Raw genomic sequence first — 22970 nt, forward strand, 5'->3', positions numbered from 1 at the left:
TCGTCGTCCCAGCTTCGCTATTTTATGATATTAATCTTCAAATTTTTTAAATACTAATACTGCATTATGACCACCAAAGCCAAGGCTATTACTCATTGCATAAGTAATTTCTAAATCTTGCGCTTCATTTGGAACAATATCAAGATCACATTCAGGATCTGGTGTATTGGCATGAATCGTTGGTGCAACTTTAGAATCACGAATTGATAATGCTGAGAAGATAGCCTCTAAACCACCTGTAGCACCTAATAAGTGACCAGTCATTGATTTAGTTGAGCTAACTTTTAAATGATTAGCGGCTTCTCCAAATGTATTCTTGATTGCTCTAATTTCATACATATCACCAACAGGCGTACTCGTACCATGTGCATTTAGATACTGAACATCTTTTGCTTCAATACCCGCATCATCAAGTGCTGCTTGCATTGCGCGTGAGCCCCCTTCGCCTTCAGGTGCTGGAGCTGTAATGTGATAAGCATCACCTGTTGAACCATAACCAACAATTTCAGCATAGATTTGAGCTCCACGCGCTTGTGCAGATTCTAATGATTCAAGCACTAAAATTCCGGCACCTTCACCCATTACGAAACCATCGCGACCTTCTTGGAATGGACGACAAGCTGTTTCTTTATCATCATTCGTAGATAATGCTCTGCTAGCACTGAATCCTGCAAGTGCCATATGCGTAATCGGCGCTTCTGTACCACCTGTAATCATCGCATCTGCATCGCCACGTTGAATGATTTTAAAAGCTTCACCAATAGAGTTAGTGCCTGTTGCACATGCAGTAACTGTAGAACCATTTGGTCCTTTTGCACCTAGATCAATCGATACCTGACCAGTTGCCATATCAGGAATTAACATTGGTACGAAGAATGGACTTACACGTCTAGGTCCTTTCTTTTGAAGCGTCGTATGCGCTGTTTCAAACGTTTCCATACCACCAATACCTGAACCAATCCATACACCGATGCGATTAGCAGTTTCTTCATTGATATCTAGCTTAGCATCTTCAACTGCTTGACGTGCTGCAACTACCGCATATTGAGTGAAACGGTCCATACGGCGTGCGTCTTTCTTATCGATATGATCTTCAATATTAAAATCTTTAAGTTCACCTGCTAAGTGAACATTATAATCTTCTGTATCTACTCTAGTAATTGTATCGATACCATTAACACCTTTTAAGGCATTTTCCCAACTTGTTTGGGCATCATTGCCAATAGGTGATAATGCACCCATACCAGTAATTACAACTCGTTTATTCTCAGTCATACATTAAATCCTCCTATTTACCCCATTTGATAACCATAGCGCCCCATGTTAGGCCACCACCAAAACCTACTAACACGAGTGTGTCATCATCTTTAATTCTTCCATTCTCTAATTCTTGTGAAATACTTAATGGTATTGAGGCAGCAGATGTGTTACCAAAGCGATTAACAGATACACTCATCTTTTCTCTCTCTATACCAAGTCTTTCTCGTGCTGATTCCATAATTCTAATGTTTGCTTGGTGAGGAATAAACATATCAATATCATCAGATTTTAGTCCTGCCTTGTCAACAACACGCGTTGAGGCTTCACCCATAATTCTTACAGCAAACTTAAAGACTTCTCGTCCGTTCATAACTAGTTTACCAGTATCTTTATTTAAGTATAAGTATTTTCCACCGGTACCGTCAGATCCCATTTCATAGCTAATGATACCTCGGCCTTCTGAAACCTCACCAATAACTACTGCACCAGCACCATCACCGAATAAAACGGCTGTTGAACGGTCTGTTAAATCTGTTATCTTAGATAATTTATCTGCACCGACTACAAGTATATTTTTATAATCGCCAGATTGAACATATTGTTTTGCCGTTATCATTGAATACATGAATCCAGAACAAGCTGCTAATTGATCCATAGTAGGCACTTTACGCGTACCTAATTTTTCTTGTAACATATTGGCAACTGATGGAAATGGCATATCTCCAGTAGCACTTGCCACAATAATCATATCTATATCAGCTGGTGTGAGTCCTGCATCTTCAATCGCTTTTTTACTAGCTTCAAATGCTAAATCAGATGTATCTTGCTCTTCACTCGCCCAACGTCTTTCTTTAATACCAGTCATTTTAGAAATCCATTCATCTGAAGTTTCTAAAAAACTTTCGAAATAAGCGTTATCAACGACTCTCTCTGGTGCATATGCACCAAATCCTTTTATACCTACGTTCATGAACGTACACCTTCTTACTTCAATTTTTAATACCAGGTATTAATTTAACACACTTTTTTATCTCTACTCAAGTAGTTACCCTTTCAAGATGATGATTTTCTACTAAATAAAAAAGTACAAAGTATAATCAGTTATTTGCTATCTCTATACAAAACGACTACTTTACATTAAAATAGAAGTATATAAATTATGGAGGTCATCGGTATGAAATACCTCGTAACTTTTATTTGGGCAGTCATCCTATTACAAATGGTTAACTTTGTATTGAATAGTTTAAATGGCGGTGGATCATTAAACTTTATTACGCCATTAATTCTAGCAGTTGTCTTTACAATTGTTATTGCTATTTTAGGTGCAATGATTAAACCAGATGACTTTACCCGCCAAGGTAACAGACATATTTAATAACATAGCATGTTTATTAAAGAAACAAATGCGATAAGTGAAACAAGTACACTGTTTCATTTATCGCTTTTTTAATTTGATAATAAAGTACCTAAACTACTTCTGGATGCCCTTCAGTACCCCATCAATAATGCTAATCTAGTTTTCATCACTATGTCTGAAAAGTAACGTTGCTTTCTACTTGTAATAGTCATTATCCAAATTACCCCAGTGTAATGATTAATATAAGTATTACTTATAATTAAACAAGGTCTTTAATTACCTTTTTCAATTCCTTTTACAGGTTTAAAATCAATCTTTATTATGTCAAACTGACTTACCATTTTTCTTTACCTACATCTTGTCCATACTCTTTTTCCTCTTCACTATATATACCGCCATTTTTATAATAATTATGAATTTGTTCTTTTATTGATGGTTCCTTTTTAGAAAATACAACCTTTCCGTCATTAGTGACATATACATCTAAATCATCACCAATCTCCAAATCAGCTTGCTTTAAAATATGTTTATTTAAAGTAATTGCTTGACTATTACCATTTTTAAACACTTTTGCGGGGTTCATTTTAGATCGCAACTTTCTTTTCGCTTAATATTATTATATAAAATGTACTTACTTAAGCATATGTTTTGTTATCTTACATATTGTATCTCAAATAGTGTGGGTGAGACGCCTCTAGGAATAGCATCAGATTAAGACAATACTCTAATCAAAAAGCAATTCATCACAACCTACAAGACTTTGAAAAAGGCTTCTAAAGCGATGAATTGCTTACCCTCACTAACCATTGGCTTAAGCCATGCCTAGGGCAAGCGAACCCAACACTATCTAGAAACACATATGACGCCAAAAATATAATTTATTAAATTGAGATGTCTGCATTTCAAATAGTGTGGGTGAGACGCCTCTAGGAATAGCATCAGATTAAGACAATACTCTAATCAAAAAGCAATTCATCACAACTTACAAGACTTTGAAAAAGGCTTCTAAAGTGATGAATTGCTTATCCTTACTAACCATTGGCTTAAGCCATGCCTAGGGCAAGCGAACCCAACACTATCTAGAAACACATATGACGCCAAAAATATAATTTATTAAATTGAGATGTCTGCATTTTAAATAGTGTGGGTGAGACGCCTCTAGGAATAGCATCAGATTAAGACAAAACTCTAATCAAAAAGCAATTCATCACAACCTACAAGACTTTGAAAAAGGCTTCTAAAGTGATGAATTGCTTGCACTCACTAACCATTGGCTTAAGCCATGCCTAGGGCAAGCGAAACCAACACTATCTAGAAAATGACTAAACTTCCCACAAAAAAACCTAGAAAGTGCGCATCACACTCTCTAGGTTTCCCATAATCATTCATTATTCATTTTCAGGCTTTTGTACATCAAAAGTTAACGCATCGTTGCCATCTAAATCTACTTTAATTAAAGTACCCTCTGGCATACTTTCTTTAATCATCATACGTGCTAATGGTGTTTCAATTTGACGTTGTACAAAACGTTTCAATGGTCTTGCACCAAATTGTGGTTCGTAAGCTTCTTCACCTAACCATTTTTTCGCGTCATCAGAAACTTCAATAGAAAGTCGTTGATCCATTAAACGAATATTTAATTGCGTTAAAATTTTATCAACAATCATACTCATGTCGTTAACAGATAATGGTTTGAATAATACAATATCATCCATACGGTTTAAGATTTCAGGTTTAAAGAAAGCATGTAAGCTATCCATTACAGCTTTTTCAGTATCTTCAGTAATTTCACCTGTATCTTTGACATTCTCAAGTAATACTTGAGAACCGATGTTACTAGTCATAATGATAATTGTGTTTTTAAAGTCAACACTACGTCCCTTAGAGTCAGTTAAACGACCTTCATCTAAGATTTGAAGTAACACGTTGAATACATCGCTATGTGCTTTTTCAACTTCATCAAGCAAGATTACTGAGTATGGGTTACGTCTAACCGCTTCAGTTAATTGACCACCTTCATCATGACCTACATAGCCTGGAGGGGCACCAATTAATCTAGACACAGAGTGTTTCTCCATATACTCACTCATATCAATTCGAATCATATGTTTTTCAGAATCGAATAATGATGCAGCTAATGATTTAGCCAATTCAGTTTTACCTACACCAGTTGGTCCTAAGAATAAGAAACTACCAATTGGTCTATTAGGATCTTTAATACCCGCACGTGCTCTTACAACAGCATCAGATACCAAGTCTACCGCTTTATCTTGACCTACCACACGTTCGTGTAAGATATCACTTAAACTTAATAATTTTTCTCTTTCTGTTTCAACTAATTTAGAAACTGGAATACCAGTCCATTGACTCACAATGTCGCCAATTTCTTCGTCAGAAACGACTTCACGAATCATGCGTTCACTGTCACCTTGTTCATCTTGATATGCTTCTTCAAATGCTTTTAACTCTTTTTCTAATTGAGGAATTGTACCATATTGTAATTCAGCTGCTTTTTCAAGGTCACCTTTAGTTTGTGCATCTTCTAAAGCTTGACGACTACGGTCTAATTCAGCACGTTTCTCTTGTACTTTTGCGATTTTTTCTTTTTCTTGTTCAACACGAGATTGTAATGATGCTTGTTTTTCTTTTTCGTTCGAAAGTTCTTCTTGTAGTTCTTCTAAACGATGTTTACTAGCATTATCAGATTCATTTTTTAATGCACTTTCTTCAATTTCTAATTGCATGACACGACGGTTCACTTGATCTAATTCAGTTGGGTTTGAGCCCATTTCAGTACGAATTGTAGCACAAGCTTGGTCGACTAAGTCGATGGCTTTGTCAGGTAAGAATCTATCAGTAATGTAGCGATCTGATAATTCAGCTGCTGCTACTAAAGCACGGTCTTGAATGCGTACACCGTGATATACTTCGTAACGTTCTTTCAAGCCACGTAAGATTGAAATTGTGTCTTCTACGTCTGGTTCACTTACACCAACTTTTTGGAAACGACGTTCTAATGCAGAGTCTTTTTCAATATATTCTCTGTATTCATTTAAAGTAGTAGCACCGATACAATGTAACTCACCACGTGCTAACATCGGTTTCAACATATTGCCGGCATCCATTGCACCGTCTGTTTTACCTGCGCCTACTAACATGTGAATTTCGTCAATGAATAAGATGATTCGTCCATCAGATTCTTTTACTTCTTTAAGCACTGCTTTAAGACGTTCTTCGAATTCACCTCTGAATTTCGCACCCGCAACTAAGGCACTTAAGTCTAATTCGAAAATTGTTTTATCTAATAATGATTCAGGTACGTCTTTACGTACAATACGTTGTGCCAATCCTTCAACAATCGCTGTTTTACCTACACCTGGTTCACCAATTAAGACTGGGTTATTTTTCGTTTTACGACTTAAAATTCGAATGGTATTACGAATTTCTTCATCTCTACCAATGACAGGGTCCATTTTACCTTGGCGTACCTCTTCAACTAAGTCACGACCATATTTCTCTAAAGCTTCATAATTTACTTCTGGATTTTGTGAAGTCACATGATTTCCCCCTCTAACTTTAGTAATAATTTCCTTTACAACTTCTTCTTTATTTCCAACAATCTGTTTTGTTGTATCATCGATATCCATCGCAGCACGTAGGACGTGTTCCATTGAGATATAGTCATCTTCGTATTCTTTCATATATGATTCAGCTTTATTTAATAATTCATTCGCTTTTGAACCAATATATTGTCCGTATTGAATATTATCTCCTTGTACTGAGGGATAATTTTTTAATTTCTCGTTATATGCTTGATTTAATTTATCTGTATCGATATTTGCGCGTTCTAATATACTTTTAAATAAACTATCAGTTTCTTCTAAAGTTCCTTTTAAAATTGCTTCGATTTCAATGTTTTGTAATTCGTTTTCTTTACTCAATTCAATGGCTTTTTGTAATGCACCTTGAATTGCATAAGTCATTTGATTAATATCCAAATTTTTCACCCCTATTGATTTGATAAGAGCAAGGCCAAGTACTTCTTTATTTTTGACTTTGACTTTCTTTGACCTTAATTACATTATAGACCCTCTTAAATGATTAATCAACAGTTATACTCAACTTTTTTATTTTTCTGAAATAGCTTGTACACGCATATTTGACGCGCTTAATATAGCGCTTTTATGCTATGTTTTATCACAGTTACTTCTGGTATAAACATCAAATTATCGTCAAATTAAATAAGAGACCGAAACGGAATTCTTATCGAATTCATCGTCTCAGTCTCACACAGATGACTAGTATTGAGTTAATTAAAAGTGCATTCTCAATTTAGTCAGTTAAAGCGCATGTGCTACATAGCTCAACTGTTTATTTTTGATTCAAACGCTTAGCATATCTTATTTATTATTCGAATTTTTCTTCATCGCTTTAATTATTTCATCAGATAATGCTTTTACACCACTATTTTCAAGGTGAACGCCATCTGGTGCGAAGTATTCAGGATGTCCTGCAGAGCGTTGGTACCAATCTACTAAGGTTACATTTTTATGCTTTTTAGCAGCATTAGCAAGCTGTTTATTAACGTTATCTTGCCAATCACGAGGTACACGTGTATTTACTAAATAAATTTGTGCTTTACCAAACTTACTGATTAATTGATTTAATTCTTCCTCTGTAAAATCACCGTTAGTACCTAGTTCTAAAACAACTTTATCTGAAGGTTTATTATAGTTAGAATAATTGCCTGCAATTGAGAGCGCCTCTTGTAAATGACGACCTACTTTACCATCAATCGTTGCTTTAGGCACTTGAGATTTAAATGTCTCACCAATATCTACCATTACTGAGTCTCCAATGAGTAATGGACTTATATCGGTATACACCTGTTTTTTACTTTTACTATTGCTATTTGAACCATCGATTTTTATATTTTCACCAGGCATCATTCTGATTAAATATTTATCTTGCTCATTCGTATTAAATGAATTTGCTTTATTTTCAATGTCATCTTTTCCAAAACGGTCAAAGACCCCAATAAATATTAATACTATTGGTATTAAGGCTATTATTGATATGATCGTTCTAATGAATTTAGGTCTTTTTAGATAATTGAATGAAAATGCCTTGAAACCTTCACGTCTAAACGGTGTCTCTACATATCGATATGATAATTCAGCAAATAATACTGTAAGTACGATATCGATAACATACACATAGATTGGAAGCTGTCCATCAACAAAGTGTATGTGTATAAAACTTATAACAGGAAAATGCCATAGGTATAAACTGTATGAGCGTTTACCAATATAAACGAATACGCGATTACCTAACGCTTTAGCTAAAATGCTAGATGGATGTACTACACTAGCAATAACGAATAACGTCATACCTGATATAAGATAAAATCCACCATTATAAATCCATGAACTCGTATCTTTTACTGTGAAGAATAAATATATCAGTATGAGAAGTCCTATTATACCGATTCCATCAATAGAACGTTGCAGCACCTTTGGCGGATGTGCTTTCAATTTAAACGGTGGCCATAAAAATGCTAATATTACACCTAATAATAATGTTTGTAAGCGTGTATCTGTCCCAAAATAAACTCTAGAATATCCAACGTTGGGTTGAGAAATAACGACCATCGCTAATAAAGATGCTAGAGAAATAATCCATAATATCAAAGTGACGTTGCGATATTTTTTAATTGTTAAGAGTAAAATAACTAACACGAATGGGAAGAACAAATAGAACTGTTCTTCAATTGCAAGTGACCATAAGTGTTTTAATGGCATAAATGAAAATTGCTCGAAGTAGTTAACATCTTTGGCAATATACCACCAGTTCGACACATAGAATAATGCGGCTATAATGTCATGTTTAACTCGTACAATTTCCTGTGGTTCAAATATTAATGTAGCAATTCCAACGACGATTAATAACGCAACAACTGCTGGAAGTAACCGTTTTACGCGTCGTAACCAGAATTGTTTCAGGTTTATTATGCCCTTTTCTTCGTATTCCTTTAAAAGCAAGCTTGTAATTAAATATCCAGAAATAACGAAGAAGGTATCTACACCTATGAATCCCCCTGTAAGCCATTTCCTGTTTAAATGATAGATAATAATACCTAAGACAGCAATTGCTCTTAGTCCATCTAAACCAGGCATGTAACGCATTTTAGTCTTACGTTGATTCCCTTTTTCAAAATCTTGTTTCATTGTTCACATTCTTTCCCTATTAAATAATAAATTTTGATAAATTCATTAATTACTAAAGCACTGAAAATCAGGATAAAACGAAAGTCGATGATCAACAACATGAGTGAATATGATTTAGCTTAATATTCTTTAATATTTTAATGTGGATGATTAAATCGAGTTTTATACTTAGATGTCTGAGCTTGAACTATAATATTATTTTATATAATTTGGCGCATTTATTATAAATTTTCATAAATGCAAGTACAATTTAAATCATTTTATATTGTAATTCTTATGTATTGTAGTATAACGCTTAAACAAATTCAATTTATATTACAATTATGTCATTTATTAACATCACTTTGTCACTATACGCACTGAAGATATGACTTTGAAACGATTTCGTTAAAAAGTTAAGATCATTTAAAATAAAAAAACAATAGTACATTAACATCGTGTACTATTGTTTCTAAGCGATTAATTAACCAACGCCTAATGCAATTTTAGCGTATCTTGACATCATGTCTTTATTCCAAGGTGGATTCCAAACAATATTAACTTCTGTATCTTGTATTTCTGGAATTTCAGCTAATACTGTTTTAATTTGTTCGATAATTTGTGGTCCGAGTGGGCAGCCCATTGAAGTTAGTGTCATTTCAACTGTACACAAACCATCATCATCAACATTCACTTTATATACTAAACCTAAATTAACGATATCAATACCTAATTCAGGGTCAATAACCATTTCAAGTGCACCTAGGATACTGTCTTTTAATGCCTCTTCCATTAGTATCACCTCTCATTATTTATCTTTACACTAATATATCAAATATCCGACAAAACGCCAATAAAATGCTATGATACCACTAAACGATTAAAGACGTTATAATGACACTATAGCGTTGATTTAATGTATCACCTTCACAGACATTTGATATAAAATGATAGTGAACTTTATTCTATTGATATGTAGCTTAAGGAGAAATATATGAAACCTTATTTAATTTGTTTAGATTTAGATGGAACATTATTAAATGATAATAAAGAAATTGGTGAGTATACTAAAAAAGTACTTACAACCTTAAAAAAACAAGGTCATCAAATTATGATTGCAACTGGTCGACCTTATCGTGCAAGCCAAATATATTACCATGAGTTAAATATGGACACACCTATTGTAAACTTCAATGGTGCTTATGTGCATCATCCTAAATCAGATGATTTTAAAACGACCCATGAAGTTTTAGATGTAGACTTAGCTAGAAATATGATTGAATCACTTCAAAAAGCAAAAATTACAAATATTATTGCTGAGGTACGCGATCATGTCTTTATTAATAATCACGATCCTAGATTATTTGAAGGTTTCTCAATGGGTAATCCTAAAATAGAAACAGGTAATTTATTAGAAGAATTAGACGAAGCGCCGACATCTTTACTTGTAGAAGCCGAAGAAATTTACATACCTAGAATCAAGCAAATGCTTACGCGTTTCTATGCGGAGAATATTGAACACAGACGTTGGGGTGCACCGTTCCCAGTCATTGAAATTGTTAAACGTGGTATAAGCAAGGCACGTGGGATTGATCAAGTCAAAGATTATCTAGGAATCGAATCTTCTCACATTATCGCTTTCGGAGACGAGGATAATGATATCGAAATGATCAAATATGCTAAATATGGCATTGCAATGGACAATGGCCTTGATGAATTAAAACATATTGCTAACCATATTACTTATTCAAACAATGATGACGGTATCGGTCGTTATTTAAATGATTTCTTTAAATTAAATATACCTTACAAAGGTTAACAATCAATTCATAAAGTGAGACAAATGTATATTTTTCTAATGTCTCACTTTTTTACTATATGTTTATGGAGGAATATACGATGCGAAAGATTATTGTAGTCGGAGCTGTTGCGGGTGGTGCAACTTGCGCTAGCCAAATCCGTCGTTTAGATAAAGACAGTCAAATTACCATTTTCGAAAAAGACCGCGACATGAGTTTCGCTAATTGTGGTCTGCCTTACTATCTCGGCAATGTTGTCAATGAACGTAAAGATGTATTACCGATTACGCCAGATATGTTTAAAGAGAAGAAAAATATTACAGTAAAAACGTATCACGAAGTGATTGCCATTAATGATAAAGCTCAAACCGTTACAGTGTTAAATCGTGAAACTAAAGAAACATTTGAAACTAGTTATGACAAACTCATTTTAAGTCCAGGTGCAGGTGCTAATTCATTAGGCTTTGATAATGATTTCATTTTCACTTTACGCAATATGGAAGATACTGATGCAATTGATCAATTTATTGAGCAACATCAAGTTAAGAAAGCATTGGTCGTTGGTGCAGGCTATATTTCATTAGAAGTCTTAGAGAACTTATATACTAGAGGTTTAGAGGTTACATTAATTCACCGTTCTGAAAAAGTAAACAAGTTAATGGACCAAGATATGAATCAAGTTATCTTTGACGAGCTTGATTCACGTCATATACCTTATCGTTTAAATGAAGAAATCATTAGCATTCATGACCATCAAGTAACGTTTAAATCAGGTGTCAAAGAAGACTATGATTTAATTATTGAAGGTGTCGGTACACACCCAAATTCAAGCTTCATCGAGTCGTCAAATATAGCATTAAATGACAAAGGGTTTATTCCAGTTAATGAGAAATTTGAGACGAATATCCCTAATATTTATGCATTGGGCGACGTCATCACTTCTTTCTATCGCCATGTCAATCTACCTGCACAAGTTCCTTTAGCATGGGGTGCACATCGTGGCGCAAGTATCATTGCTGAACAACTTGCTGGTAACAATCATATTACTTTCAAAGGATTTCTAGGTACTAATATCGTTAAATTTTTTGACTATACATTAGCAAGTGTGGGCGTTAAAGTTGAAGAATTATCTCAGTTTGATACTCAAATGGTTGAAATTACTTCTGGAACACATGCTGGTTATTACCCTGGAAATACAGAAATCCACTTGCGTGTTTACTTTGATACTGAACGTCGTCGACTATTGCGTGCTGCCGCAATTGGAAAAGAAGGCGTAGATAAACGCATTGATGTCATTTCAATGGCAATGATGAGTGGCATTACTATTGATGAATTAACTGAATTTGAAGTAGCCTATGCACCACCCTATAGTCATCCTAAAGATTTGATTAATATGATTGGCTATAAAGCCCGGGATTTATAAAATATAGCCCTTAAATGATTTTGTTAATAACAATCATTTAAGGGCTATACCTCTTTCATGAATCACTTATCTTATTTTAACTAATTCCAAAAAGACTACTGATTGGCCCCCATGGTAGGATAATACCTAATGCCATAGTAATAATGATTAAAATAATTGTTGCCCAGAATAAACCGTGGCTTGCTTCGTGTTTCTTACGTTTCGCAATAGATACTTCCATTAATGCAACTACTGCGATACCACAAAGCATCTTCAATGTTAACAACATATGATTACCGCCACCGCCATGACTAGCGGCCATAAATTCTTGAATTAACAACCAAAATCCTGAGAACAATGTAAGTAACATAAAGACTCTCAAGGCCATTTGTAAAGGTTTAAACATAGGTGTAGGACCTTGTGATTTTGAAATATGTAAAAATGCAATTACATATAAAATAATTGTCAATGCCCAACTTGCAATATGCATATGTAACAAGACTAAATTCCCCCAATACTATTGATTACTTTTTTACTTAATCATCATATCATATCTATATCCAAACGTATTGTTAAACGATAAAAGGAGTGGTGCATCGAGCGCATGATGCGTTCAATTTACCACTCCTATATAAATATATGGAATCAAGAAAGACGTATTGTGTACGTCATCGCAATTGAGTCAGTTACTGATTATGAGCTAGTCATGACGATTTATATGTTGAATAGCCATTAATCTTTTGCGATATAAGTAGTTAACGTACCAATATTATCAATCGTAACTTTAACTTCATCACCTGGTTGTAAGAATTGAGGTGGTTGTAATCCTGCACCCACACCAGCTGGTGTACCAGTAGCAATGATATCTCCTGGATGTAATGCTACATATTTAGAAATCTCTTCAATTAAGTCATCAATTTTATTAATCATTTGACTTGTATTACCATCTTGACGAATTTCATTGTTAACTTTAGTTACAATATTAACATTTTCTGGTGTTGGCAACTCATCTTTAGTTACAATGTAAGGTCCCATTGGGCAACCACCAGTTAAACTTTTAGATAAAAATGCCTGATCTTGTTCATTTTGTGCTTTACGGTCAGTGATATCATTAATAATTGTGTAACCATAAATATAGTCCAATGCTAACGCTTTTGGAATTTTTTCTCCAGATTTGCCGATGACGATACCTAATTCGCCTTCATAATCTAATTGATCAGTGATATCTTTATGATTTGGAATTGTTGATTCATCACCAGTTAATGATGATGCTGCTTTAGTAAATACGTATAAACGTTGTACCTCATGATTTAATTCACTTGCGTGATCTTGGTAATTACGACCGAATGCGATAACATTATTTGGTGGTGTAACCGGTGGCAAGAATTCAATATCATTGAAAGCAATTTTGAATTCTTCTGCTTTACCACTATCTTCAGCTGCGACAACTGCTTTACGTACTTGTTCTTGGAAATCAAGTGTTTGGTTTTGTTGTAAACCTTCTAATAGTGTTTTAGGGTGGAAGTCACCTTCGCCAAATTGTGCAAACACTTTTTTTAGATCCCAAACTGCGTCTTCACGCTTAACTTTTACGCCGTAAGATTCAGCGTCATTATAATTGAATGATAGAAATTTCATTCAGTATCAACTCCTCATCTATATCTTAATACATATTATAACTTTAATCTTTGCTAAACCACAAATATATATATCTGAAATTTTAGAAATTTAGTGAATTGGATGATATTTAATTAGAAGATCGTTTGTCACCGTCGTCAATACTCATTTGACCAAATTGGAAGAAATACAGATAACCATACACTTTAGAATTCAAAATCGTTTCTAAGGTATTTTGATAATATTTCATTTGAATTTTATATTTATCTCGAAGTTGATTACCTATTTCTTCATCCGTCATACCCCTACGTTTATTAAAGGCATCCGTCTTATAATCTACAAAGTAATATTGCCCGTCTTTTAAGAAAATTAAATCAATCATTCCTTGAATTATTGATACATCTTCATCCTCTTCAGGCATTTCGTCAACACGCGCTTGATTTACAACAAACGGTAACTCTCTATATACCTCATCAGCTTGAGTAATCGTCATATACAAGTCACTTCTGATGAAATTCATAACTGCTTCAAATTGAATATCTTTCTTAGCGTCCGTTTCAATGATATGCTTTGCGATTAACTCATCAATATAATCATCTAATTCTGTTTCAGTCATTCGTGTGTCTTTAAATGGTAAATGTTGCATAACTGTATGCATTAAGGTACCAATTTCATTAGCTTTTCGATTACGATTAGCGCTTAGGAATTTTGGTCTTTCATACGTTGAAACACCTATACGATATTGTCTGACTCTTTCATAACTTGTGCCACTTTCTTCTGTTTCTAATTGTCGCTTTAATTCAGAAACGGATTGTTTTGATGGCTTCTCCGTATCCTTTAAGTAAGGATATTCAAAAGAGAGTTGATCATTAATTTGTTGTTTCAAAGCATCATCATGAGAGCCTTCTACCTCTAAATCCGAAACGCTACGACGTTCCTGCTCGGACTCACTATTTTCAATCGAAAGTGCTTCAAAATGTACGACCTTAATTTCCACAGAAGGACGTAAACTTTCATCTAATTGATCAATTGATTTTTCAAATTGATATTCCGGTAATAGAGATGAAGATTGATACTTAGCTAAAATACTATAAATTAAATCAAAAGGTCGATCAGCGGATAATCGCTTGTGTAATGCAATATGATTATTTGCAATAGGCAGTCGTTCAAATTTTTCTAAGACTTCTTCCTTATCAATTGTCCCAACAAGAATGAGTTGTTCTTTAGCGCGGGTCATAGCCACATACATCAAGCGCATTTCTTCTGAGATTAATTCTTTTTCAGTAATTGATTTAATGACTACTGATGATAGAGAAGGATACGTCACATTTTGTTCCAAGTCATAATAATCAATACCCAGACCATATTTTTGGTTTAAAATTAGTGGTTTGCGTAAATCACCTTTATTGAAATTTTTAGAGAGTCCAGAGTAAATCACATATGGAAACTCTAAACCTTTACTACTATGAACTGTCATCATTCGCACCACATTATCATTAGGTCCTATAACGTTCTCTTCACCAAAGTCTTTCTTGCGCTCGATTAATTCATCAATAAACCTTATGAATTGATATAATCCTCTAAAGCTTGAATTCTCAAATTCCACTGCTTTGTTGAACAATCCATAAAGATTTGCACGTCTACCTTTACCACCTATTAAGCCACTAAAATATTGAATAACATAGTGGTCATTATAAAATTTGTCTATGAGTTGGTAGACTGGGTGCGACTGACTATAGGCTTGATACATTGTTAAATCATCGATAAAACGTTGTAACTTTTTAACTAATGCTGGTCGCGCTTCCTCATCTTTAATATAGTGCATGATAGATTGATAGAAATAATCATCATTCATACTGAGCACACGTATATGGGCTAATTCATCTTCTGTGAATTGATAGATTACCGATCTCATCAATCCAACTAGATAAATATCTTGCAATGGATTATCGACAGTTCTTAAAAAAGATAAGACTAATCGCACTTCAGTTTGTTCGAAGTAGCCTTCCTTACTATTTACATGAAACGGAATATTATTGTCTTTAAATACCTGTTGTAAGTTACGTGCATTTTTCAAACCTCTCTCAAGTATGACGATATCTTTGAAAGTCGCCTGTCGATATGTTTCCGTCTTCATGTCATATACCTGTTTATTTTCAACGATATCTTTAACTTGTTCAACGATATAACGGGCTTCTTGTTCTAATTTTTCTAAATCCGTATCACTGCTTTTATCTTGAACTAATGCATGTAATTCAAGTGGCATAGATTTATCAGAATATTTAGTAGCACCAAAATAAAGTCGTGCATCAGCATCATAATCAATTTCACCAACTTCTTCATCCATCATATGATCAAATAAATAGTTGGTCGTGGCGAGCACTTCTTTACGCGAACGGAAATTTTTAGATAAATCAATACGCATACCAGTTCCATCACCATTCTTTGTAAAACGATGATATTTATTCATAAATAGCGTTGGGTCAGCTTGTCTAAATTTATAAATAGATTGTTTAACATCGCCTACCATAAATAAATTACCATTAGACTCATCGCCACGTTTAATTTTAGATATAATAGCTTCTTGTACTTGGTTTGTATCTTGATATTCATCTACTAATATTTCTGAAAACTGGGCACGATATTCTTTAGCGATGGGTGAAGCATTTCCTTTTTGATCTGTTAATATTTGTAATGCAAAGTGTTCATAATCAGAAAAATCTAGAACGTTACGACTACGTTTCTTATCAGCAAAATCATTAATAATATCTTTAACAATTCGAACAAGATACTGTATTCTTGGTGCTAAACGCTTCATATCTACCTTTAATTCTTCAAAAGAACGCATTAAATACTTATTTTTCACATTTAATAATAGCTTTTTATAGTCATCATAAAAGTCTTTCGCATTTGTTAAAAATTGAGCACTTATACCTGCGTCTTCATTCGTGTCTTTTAATTTTTTAGTAATTGTAGGCAATTTTTCAGAAGCGTAATTAAGAATTTCTTCATAATTTATTACATTACCCTCTATCATTTTTTCACATTTGTATTTTTCTAATTTAATAACATCTAAATGTTTTTCTGCTTCTATACAATTTAAAAAGTTATTTTCCGCTTCTAATAAGGTACGGTATGCTGCTTTGATATAAATTTTTGCTAGTTTTTCTAATTCTTTCAAATATGCTTCATGTTTATCTTCATTGTCATAGATATCAACTAATGAATCTAGCCACTCAAATGGTGATGGATTAGCGATACTAAAGTTGTAGAAACGTTTTAATAAATCTCTAAAACTATCATCATTTCGGTCATTCGATAATTGTTCCACAAGCGTAAGAAACTCAACATCTGGTGTTTCATAATGTTTTTCTAGTACCTCATCAATAGCTTGTTCAAGCAAAAGTACATTTTCCACATCACTTATAGTACGGAAATTGGGATCTAAATCAATGACATCATAGTGCTGTTGGATAATCTTTAGACAGAAACTATGTAGTGTTGAAATTTGTGCTTGATGAATTTTTATACGTTGATTCTTTAAATGTTCATTGCTTGGATCTTCAATTGAAGCTTGTTGAATACGTTGATCTACACGATGTTTCATTTCTCTAGCACTTAAATTTGTAAATGTTACAACAAGTAATTTATCAACATCTATTTCGTCTCTAATTATTTTTTGGATAATCCTTTCTACTAAAACGGCAGTTTTGCCGGAACCAGCAGCAGCGGCTACTAATATATCCTGCCCATTAGCATATATACTTTTCCATTGCGCATCTGTCCATTGCGCATCTTTAGGTTTAATCGGAATATCATTCATTATTATCACCACTTTCTAACTCGACATCTTGTACTGCTTTAATAGGGTCTATTGTTTCATCTACATGACGATAATGTTTACTATCTATCATCGTATCCACGTGACAAACAGATTTAAAATTACAAAACTGACATGGGAGTTGGTCATCAAATTTAAGTGGTGCAACTTCAGTGTGACCTTTCATAATGTTTGTGGCAGTATTTATAAAGTTGTCTTTATTGTGCTTAATAAACTTATGAATCGTTGTTTCATCAGCCACACTACTTCCCCTACTACCAATACTTCCATCTTTCTTCAAACTAACTGGAACAATATCAGATTTGCCAATGTCTTCTAATCGAATATCTAATGCATCTACGACATCCATATCACTATTAACTAAGCCACGTAATTTATATTCTTTCAAAAATGCTTGTTCCAGTTTATCTTCTGTTAAAGCATCATCTTGCAATTCGCCCCAATCTTTAAAGTTAAGACGTTCATCGTGGACATGGAAATACAATAGCCCACCTGGTTTAATTTCATTTGACAAGCCCAGTCTTTGGGCATTTTGCAATGCAATATCCATATAAGTCATCATTTGCATTTGTTTGCCATAATAAACCTTTTTCAAATCTAATGTCGCACTCGGATTAGATGATTTATAATCAATGATATTTATATAACTCGTATCATTCTTAGTATAAGCATCTATACGATCAATTTGTCCGCGTATATTAACTGGAATACCTTGTTCTGTAATTAATGGTTGTGCAATAAGTTCTTCACTGTTCTTAGGTGATTTTCTAAATCCTGCTTCGAATCGTTGCGGTTTAAACTTTGTATTTTTATTTTGGTAGCGTAAAGCTTTCAACGTACTTTCAACAATAACACCAATTCGTTTAGACATATATCGGTAGTACGCATTTGAATCCATAAGATTAAACTGAACTTGCGGCAATACATTTTCTAAAGCTTCTACAGTTAATGCGCGAATCTTTTTATTATCAAGATTTTTAAAATCGCCATTAATCTTATCAGAAATATACTTTAATGCAGTATGGAAAATATTACCTAAATCGAAATTTTCAAGTTTATATTTCGTGCGTTCATTTAATCTTAGACCATGGTTCGCATAATGTTTAAATGGACAGTCATTATATCCTTCAAATCTAGAAACGCTGGCATTGATTGTTGAACCATATAATGATGCTGCCAATGGTTCATCTAATTGCACCGTTTCATTATCATATGTCAACGCTGTTAATAAGTAACTTAAACCACCGTTTAATTTGTCATTATCTCGCATAACTTGATACGCATCTACCCATATATCTGCAACCATCTCTGCTTCCAACCAACTTTTTAACGATTCAAATAGTGCTACCTTAGTTTGATGCGGATGTTCCATTAAAGAAATAGGTTGAGCATTATGTTTATAGTGAATATTCGTTACTTCTAAACCATTAAACAATGCTTGTATTTGATCAAGAAACGGACTCTTCTCTTTATCCTCACCTTGAGCCCCCATTAAGCTATATGAAAATGTAACTTGGTCACTGCCTCGTGTCATCGCAATATAGCAAACAAACGCTTCATCCATTTGTAAGATATCTGAGGTTGGACTCAATTCAACTTGTGTCTGTTGCTCAAACATTTTCTTTTCTTCATCAGTTATTAAACTAGAAGACGAAACAGGTTGTGGCATTGCGCCATCATTCATTCCAACCATATAAATATGCTTTTTATTGTCTACCTTAGCTAGATCCATTGTCCCTATACTAACTTGGTCGAGTGTTTGCGGAATCATAACAAACTCTAATTGTTCCAAACCAATATCAAAAACTTCTAAAAAGCGTTTAAGTGTCATATCTTCATTATCAAATACAGTGACTAAATCATCTAATATTTGAATAAGGCCATTCCAAATTTGGTCAATTTCTTCCGCCTCTTCATGATGACCGTCGACATCAAGTTGATCCCGATGTGTCATTAAATATTTTGGTAAATCAAATGACTCCATAGTTTCATAAAATGCTGTCGCAAACCCTCTTACATTATCCGCTTCGTTCATTGCCTTTTCGAAAGTTACTATTTTATCGATAATATCATGTTTCAAATTAACGACTTGCTCAAACGTTTCTCGTTCTTCAACAGTCAATTTATGCTCTTTCCGGCCCATTTTAGTAAAATTATCTACACTAAATAATTTATCATCGAGCCAACGTTTGCCATAAACGCCACGTTCAACTACAAAATTCTCTAATAAATCAATTAAATACGCACTATCTTTAAAATGATTAGACAAAATATTGGTTTTAATTAAGCGCATCATCGGACTCATATTCCAGTTCGTTTGAATTACTTCTAAAAGCGAACGCACCATTTCCATGATGGGATGATGTGTCATTGATCTTTTGGTATCGATATTAAATGGGATGTCATATTGTGGAAGCACAGAGTCAAATAAATAGGCATAGCTTTCATCGCGATACAGTATAGCGATATCTTGATATCGATATTGCTTATCTCGTGTATCTTTTATAATTTGGCGAGCCACTTCATTCACTTCTTCACGTATACTTGATGATTCTAAAACATTAATATTACCTTCAAAAGTTACAGGATTAATTTGCAGTGCATCAAATTGTTGTTCCAATTGCATTAAATCTTTGTTGTTAAAACGATGTTGTTGTTTAAATAATTGTTGTTGTAAGTCTATATTTAAATCATTAGCAATTTCCTTTAAGTGGGTTAATACTTCGGATGGTTTTCTAAAGAGACTGAATGGATCTTCATTACCATCTGTTGTTAGAAGGACTGTAACTTTTTTGGCATTTTGTACCAGCGCTTTAATTATTTGATATTCCAATGTAGAGAAGTTATGAAACCCGTCTATGTATATTTCTGACCTTTTAATCCATTCTGATTGATTCAAAATATCAATAAAATGATTTAAGCTATCCTCTGAGGTAATAAACGCTCCATTTATACGTTCCTCAAAAGATTGGTATATGAGGGATATATCTTCTAATTTATGTTTCGTTCTCGTACTTATGTCATTATCTTGCAAAAAGGATTTCAAATGTTCAGGCGTAACAGCATATTTCTTAAAATCTTGAATTTGTTCACTTAACTTCTCACTGAATCCATAGTAATTCACTTGTGATCGATATAATTTGAGTTCAGATTGATGTTGTTGAACAAGATCATAAATCATCATCTCAGTGGCTGCTTGCGTTAATCGTTCTTCAGTTAATCCCCCTACTTCCTGAAAAACTCTATAACTCAAACGTTCAAAGTGAAGCACTTCAGTTCTTAAACTTCCATTCAATGCCTTGTCACTTACAAAAGCTTGTTCTAATTGAAACGTACTTTGAGTTGGTGCGATTAAAATAATCGGATCACCAAGTGGGTCATCTTTCATTTGTTGCTTTATATTATTAATCATATAATGGGATTTACCTGTCCCGACTCTACCTATGTATGCGTTCAACTCCATTATTCCCACACTCCTTTGAGTTCATTTTAACATAGAACATACGTTCCTAAAAATGTTTTGTTGCATTAAAATAGTGAACAAAAAAAGACTGGTTGGAATCTCTATAACATTCCATTTCCAGCCTTGATAGCTATATATCAAATTATTAGCCAATGCCTTTATTTATCGTTGTCAGGATTAAAATTAAACTTAAATTCACTGAATGGCCAAAATCTAAATGATACTTTACCTACAATTTGATCTTTATCGATTAACCCGAATGCTCTACTATCCTTACTCACTTCTCGATTATCACCTAAAACTAAATACTTATCTTTAGGTATAACATTGGATTTAGGATTGGCATTTAGTAAATCTTTCGTTTCAAATGAACCCGTAATATATTCTCCTTGTTTACGCTTTTCATTGTAATCAAGATACGGTTCATCTATCTTTTTACCATTCACATATAGTTTGTCATCTTTGTAAACAACACTATCTCCCGGCACACCAATAACACGTTTTACATAGTCGTCTTGTTGATTCGCGTGAAAAACGATAACGTTCCCTTTTTTAATGTCTCCAACTTTATATCCTAAAATATTGACCATAACGTGTTCGCCATCTTTTAATGTTGGATCCATAGAATCGCCTTTAATCGTATATGACTTAGCGACGAAGTTTACCATTACCCATACAAGTAATAAACCTACCGCTATGGCAACAATCCATTCAACTATTTCTTTTTTCACTATTAACACCTCATCTACTTATTAAATTGATAGGTAAATTCTTTAAATGGATAATATTTCAAACTAACATCTCCAACAATATCGTCTTTATCTATTAATCCATATCTACGTGAATCACTGCCTTTATCACCATTATCATTTAAAACAAAATATGAATTTGGTGGAATAATATCACCATCAGAATCATGTAAATCTCTTATCGCAAAATTATTAATATCTCTATTTTTAGCATAAAATTTGTCAACTTGTCTATCATCTCTATACAATTCACCATTTCTGATTTCTATAGATTCACCAGGTTTACCCACTAATCGACCAAAGTGCATTTGATCATTTTGGCGATACATGATGATATCACCATCATCCAATAAGTTAAAGGTGATTTTAATTTTATTAACAATGACGCGATCACCTTTATTTAAAGTGGGAGACATATCGTTAGTTTGAACGACCGCACCTTTAATGATGAACATTTGTATAAAGATGACAAAGAGACAAGCAAATAATAATGCTACTACCCAACTTGCAATTCTACGCACGTTGTCACTCCTTGCCCGAACCCATAAAATAGCCTTCTACTTTCTTACCAATAAACCATAATGCTATCGTTACCATTATTATCATGACTGCTCTAAAAGGATGTGTAAAAAAAGTTGTTACACTTTTTCCCATAATTGCCAAAAATGTGATAGAAATAAGCTTAGATACAAGTAAAATCATAAAGTAATATTTACCTCTAATATGAGACAAACTAGCTACAAAGTTGACAAGTGTATTAGGGGTAAATGGAAAGCACATTAAGATAAATATAGGTACCAAACCTTGTCTGTCAATAAAATGAATTAATCTTTCGACTGATCGTCTTGATTTAATCCGTTTCATAAAGTTGGCATTCACAAATTTTCTACAGAAGAAGAAGACAGTGTAAGTACCTGCTACAACACCTAACCAACTCACAATCGTACCTGCTAAAAAGCCATACGCATGAACACATAAAATAACATACAATGTTAATGGAAGCACTGGTACAATGGCCCTAAAAAATAATATGATAAACCCAGCTAAATAACCAAAACCTTGTAATAAATCAAACCATTGTTCAATTTGATGAAACACAGTTACATCAAATCCTTCCTATTGAATTAACAGTCATTATTTCATAGAAATATTGTACACTGTTTCATTTATAAATCTACCTCTATGGTTACAAATCAGTCATAGGTAGTAGTTAGAACTCATTCCTTAGCTTTAATATAAAGGTATATAATAGAAAGGGAGTGGAACAGAATTCTTT

General features: G+C 33.7%; 17 protein-coding genes. 3 read left to right on the forward strand and 14 right to left on the reverse strand.

Features of this window, described 5'->3' with window-relative positions; all coding sequences use genetic code 11:
* Positions 1-30: 30 nt before the first annotated feature.
* Together fabF and AK212_RS05940 are read right to left on the reverse strand one after the other, a co-directional pair.
* A complete protein-coding gene (fabF, locus tag AK212_RS05935) occupies positions 31-1275 on the reverse strand; it encodes a beta-ketoacyl-ACP synthase II (protein WP_053029735.1) in 1245 nt (414 codons plus the stop codon).
* Between the two features lie 13 nt (positions 1276-1288).
* Complete coding sequence (locus AK212_RS05940; RefSeq protein WP_053029738.1) at positions 1289-2230, reverse strand: beta-ketoacyl-ACP synthase III; 942 nt, start codon at positions 2228-2230, stop codon at positions 1289-1291.
* Positions 2231-2434: 204 nt separating this feature from the next.
* On the opposite strand from AK212_RS05940, the gene AK212_RS05945 reads away from it, so the two are divergent.
* Positions 2435-2635: a YjzD family protein gene (locus tag AK212_RS05945; RefSeq protein WP_053029740.1), complete on the forward strand. Its 201-nt coding sequence runs from the start codon at positions 2435-2437 to the stop codon at positions 2633-2635.
* A 113-nt stretch (positions 2636-2748) separates the two neighbouring features.
* Here AK212_RS05945 and AK212_RS14010 read toward each other — a convergent pair whose 3' ends face one another.
* The 5 genes from AK212_RS14010 to AK212_RS05965 all read right to left on the reverse strand — a co-directional run bounded on the left by AK212_RS14010 (position 2749) and on the right by AK212_RS05965 (position 9616).
* Positions 2749-2877, reverse strand: coding sequence for a hypothetical protein (locus AK212_RS14010; protein ID WP_367869824.1), 129 nt, complete (start codon positions 2875-2877; stop codon positions 2749-2751).
* A gap of 74 nt (positions 2878-2951) precedes the next feature.
* The gene (locus AK212_RS05950; protein WP_053029742.1) at positions 2952-3200 is read right to left on the reverse strand and encodes an AbrB/MazE/SpoVT family DNA-binding domain-containing protein; all 249 of its coding nucleotides are present in this window, start codon (positions 3198-3200) and stop codon (positions 2952-2954) included.
* A gap of 805 nt (positions 3201-4005) precedes the next feature.
* Positions 4006-6615: an ATP-dependent chaperone ClpB gene (gene clpB / locus AK212_RS05955; RefSeq protein ID WP_053029743.1), complete on the reverse strand. Its 2610-nt coding sequence runs from the start codon at positions 6613-6615 to the stop codon at positions 4006-4008.
* Between the two features lie 402 nt (positions 6616-7017).
* On the reverse strand, positions 7018-8844 hold the full coding sequence (locus tag AK212_RS05960) for an acyltransferase family protein (RefSeq protein WP_053029744.1): 1827 nt from the start codon (positions 8842-8844) through the stop codon (positions 7018-7020).
* A 463-nt stretch (positions 8845-9307) separates the two neighbouring features.
* A complete protein-coding gene (locus tag AK212_RS05965) occupies positions 9308-9616 on the reverse strand; it encodes a metal-sulfur cluster assembly factor (protein ID WP_011276244.1) in 309 nt (102 codons plus the stop codon).
* Between the two features lie 201 nt (positions 9617-9817).
* Between AK212_RS05965 and AK212_RS05970 the strand changes: the two genes are divergently transcribed.
* A complete protein-coding gene (locus AK212_RS05970) occupies positions 9818-10642 on the forward strand; it encodes a Cof-type HAD-IIB family hydrolase (RefSeq protein ID WP_053029747.1) in 825 nt (274 codons plus the stop codon).
* A gap of 80 nt (positions 10643-10722) precedes the next feature.
* Positions 10723-12045: a CoA-disulfide reductase gene (locus AK212_RS05975; RefSeq protein WP_053029749.1), complete on the forward strand. Its 1323-nt coding sequence runs from the start codon at positions 10723-10725 to the stop codon at positions 12043-12045.
* Between the two features lie 76 nt (positions 12046-12121).
* Here the strand turns inward: AK212_RS05975 and AK212_RS05980 are convergent, their stop codons facing one another.
* The 7 genes from AK212_RS05980 to AK212_RS06010 all read right to left on the reverse strand — a co-directional run bounded on the left by AK212_RS05980 (position 12122) and on the right by AK212_RS06010 (position 22792).
* Positions 12122-12523 carry a YisL family protein gene (locus AK212_RS05980; RefSeq protein ID WP_037538693.1) on the reverse strand — a complete coding sequence of 134 codons (402 nt, stop codon included), beginning with the start codon at positions 12521-12523 and terminating at the stop codon, positions 12122-12124.
* Positions 12524-12756: 233 nt separating this feature from the next.
* A complete protein-coding gene (locus AK212_RS05985) occupies positions 12757-13662 on the reverse strand; it encodes a fumarylacetoacetate hydrolase family protein (RefSeq protein ID WP_053029751.1) in 906 nt (301 codons plus the stop codon).
* A gap of 109 nt (positions 13663-13771) precedes the next feature.
* Complete coding sequence (gene addA, locus AK212_RS05990; protein WP_053029753.1) at positions 13772-17464, reverse strand: helicase-exonuclease AddAB subunit AddA; 3693 nt, start codon at positions 17462-17464, stop codon at positions 13772-13774.
* Complete coding sequence (gene addB / locus AK212_RS05995) at positions 17457-20945, reverse strand: helicase-exonuclease AddAB subunit AddB (RefSeq protein WP_053029758.1); 3489 nt, start codon at positions 20943-20945, stop codon at positions 17457-17459. Before addB ends, addA begins: the two co-directional genes overlap by 8 nt.
* A 158-nt stretch (positions 20946-21103) precedes the next feature.
* On the reverse strand, positions 21104-21676 hold the full coding sequence (gene lepB, locus AK212_RS06000; protein ID WP_053029760.1) for a signal peptidase I: 573 nt from the start codon (positions 21674-21676) through the stop codon (positions 21104-21106).
* Between the two features lie 14 nt (positions 21677-21690).
* Positions 21691-22215: a signal peptidase I gene (lepB, locus tag AK212_RS06005; protein ID WP_053029762.1), complete on the reverse strand. Its 525-nt coding sequence runs from the start codon at positions 22213-22215 to the stop codon at positions 21691-21693.
* Between the two features lie 4 nt (positions 22216-22219).
* The gene (locus AK212_RS06010; protein ID WP_053029764.1) at positions 22220-22792 is read right to left on the reverse strand and encodes a TVP38/TMEM64 family protein; all 573 of its coding nucleotides are present in this window, start codon (positions 22790-22792) and stop codon (positions 22220-22222) included.
* Positions 22793-22970 lie beyond the last annotated feature (178 nt).

It is taken from the genome of Staphylococcus borealis, from assembly GCF_001224225.1.
Classification (GTDB): domain Bacteria; phylum Bacillota; class Bacilli; order Staphylococcales; family Staphylococcaceae; genus Staphylococcus; species Staphylococcus borealis.

What these genes read in the sequence shown, in the direction of transcription:
- AK212_RS05940 (WP_053029738.1), bottom strand. Translation starts at nt 2,230, where the DNA reads ATGAACGTAGGTATAAAAGGATTTGGTGCATATGCACCAGAGAGAGTC.
- addB (WP_053029758.1), bottom strand. Translation starts at nt 20,945, where the DNA reads ATGGAGTTGAACGCATACATAGGTAGAGTCGGGACAGGTAAATCCCAT.
- AK212_RS05965 (WP_011276244.1), bottom strand. Translation starts at nt 9,616, where the DNA reads ATGGAAGAGGCATTAAAAGACAGTATCCTAGGTGCACTTGAAATGGTT.
- AK212_RS05975 (WP_053029749.1), top strand. Translation starts at nt 10,723, where the DNA reads ATGCGAAAGATTATTGTAGTCGGAGCTGTTGCGGGTGGTGCAACTTGC.
- AK212_RS05960 (WP_053029744.1), bottom strand. Translation starts at nt 8,844, where the DNA reads ATGAAACAAGATTTTGAAAAAGGGAATCAACGTAAGACTAAAATGCGT.
- AK212_RS05950 (WP_053029742.1), bottom strand. Translation starts at nt 3,200, where the DNA reads ATGAACCCCGCAAAAGTGTTTAAAAATGGTAATAGTCAAGCAATTACT.
- AK212_RS05945 (WP_053029740.1), top strand. Translation starts at nt 2,435, where the DNA reads ATGAAATACCTCGTAACTTTTATTTGGGCAGTCATCCTATTACAAATG.
- AK212_RS05985 (WP_053029751.1), bottom strand. Translation starts at nt 13,662, where the DNA reads ATGAAATTTCTATCATTCAATTATAATGACGCTGAATCTTACGGCGTA.
- fabF (WP_053029735.1), bottom strand. Translation starts at nt 1,275, where the DNA reads ATGACTGAGAATAAACGAGTTGTAATTACTGGTATGGGTGCATTATCA.
- addA (WP_053029753.1), bottom strand. Translation starts at nt 17,464, where the DNA reads ATGAATGATATTCCGATTAAACCTAAAGATGCGCAATGGACAGATGCG.
- AK212_RS05970 (WP_053029747.1), top strand. Translation starts at nt 9,818, where the DNA reads ATGAAACCTTATTTAATTTGTTTAGATTTAGATGGAACATTATTAAAT.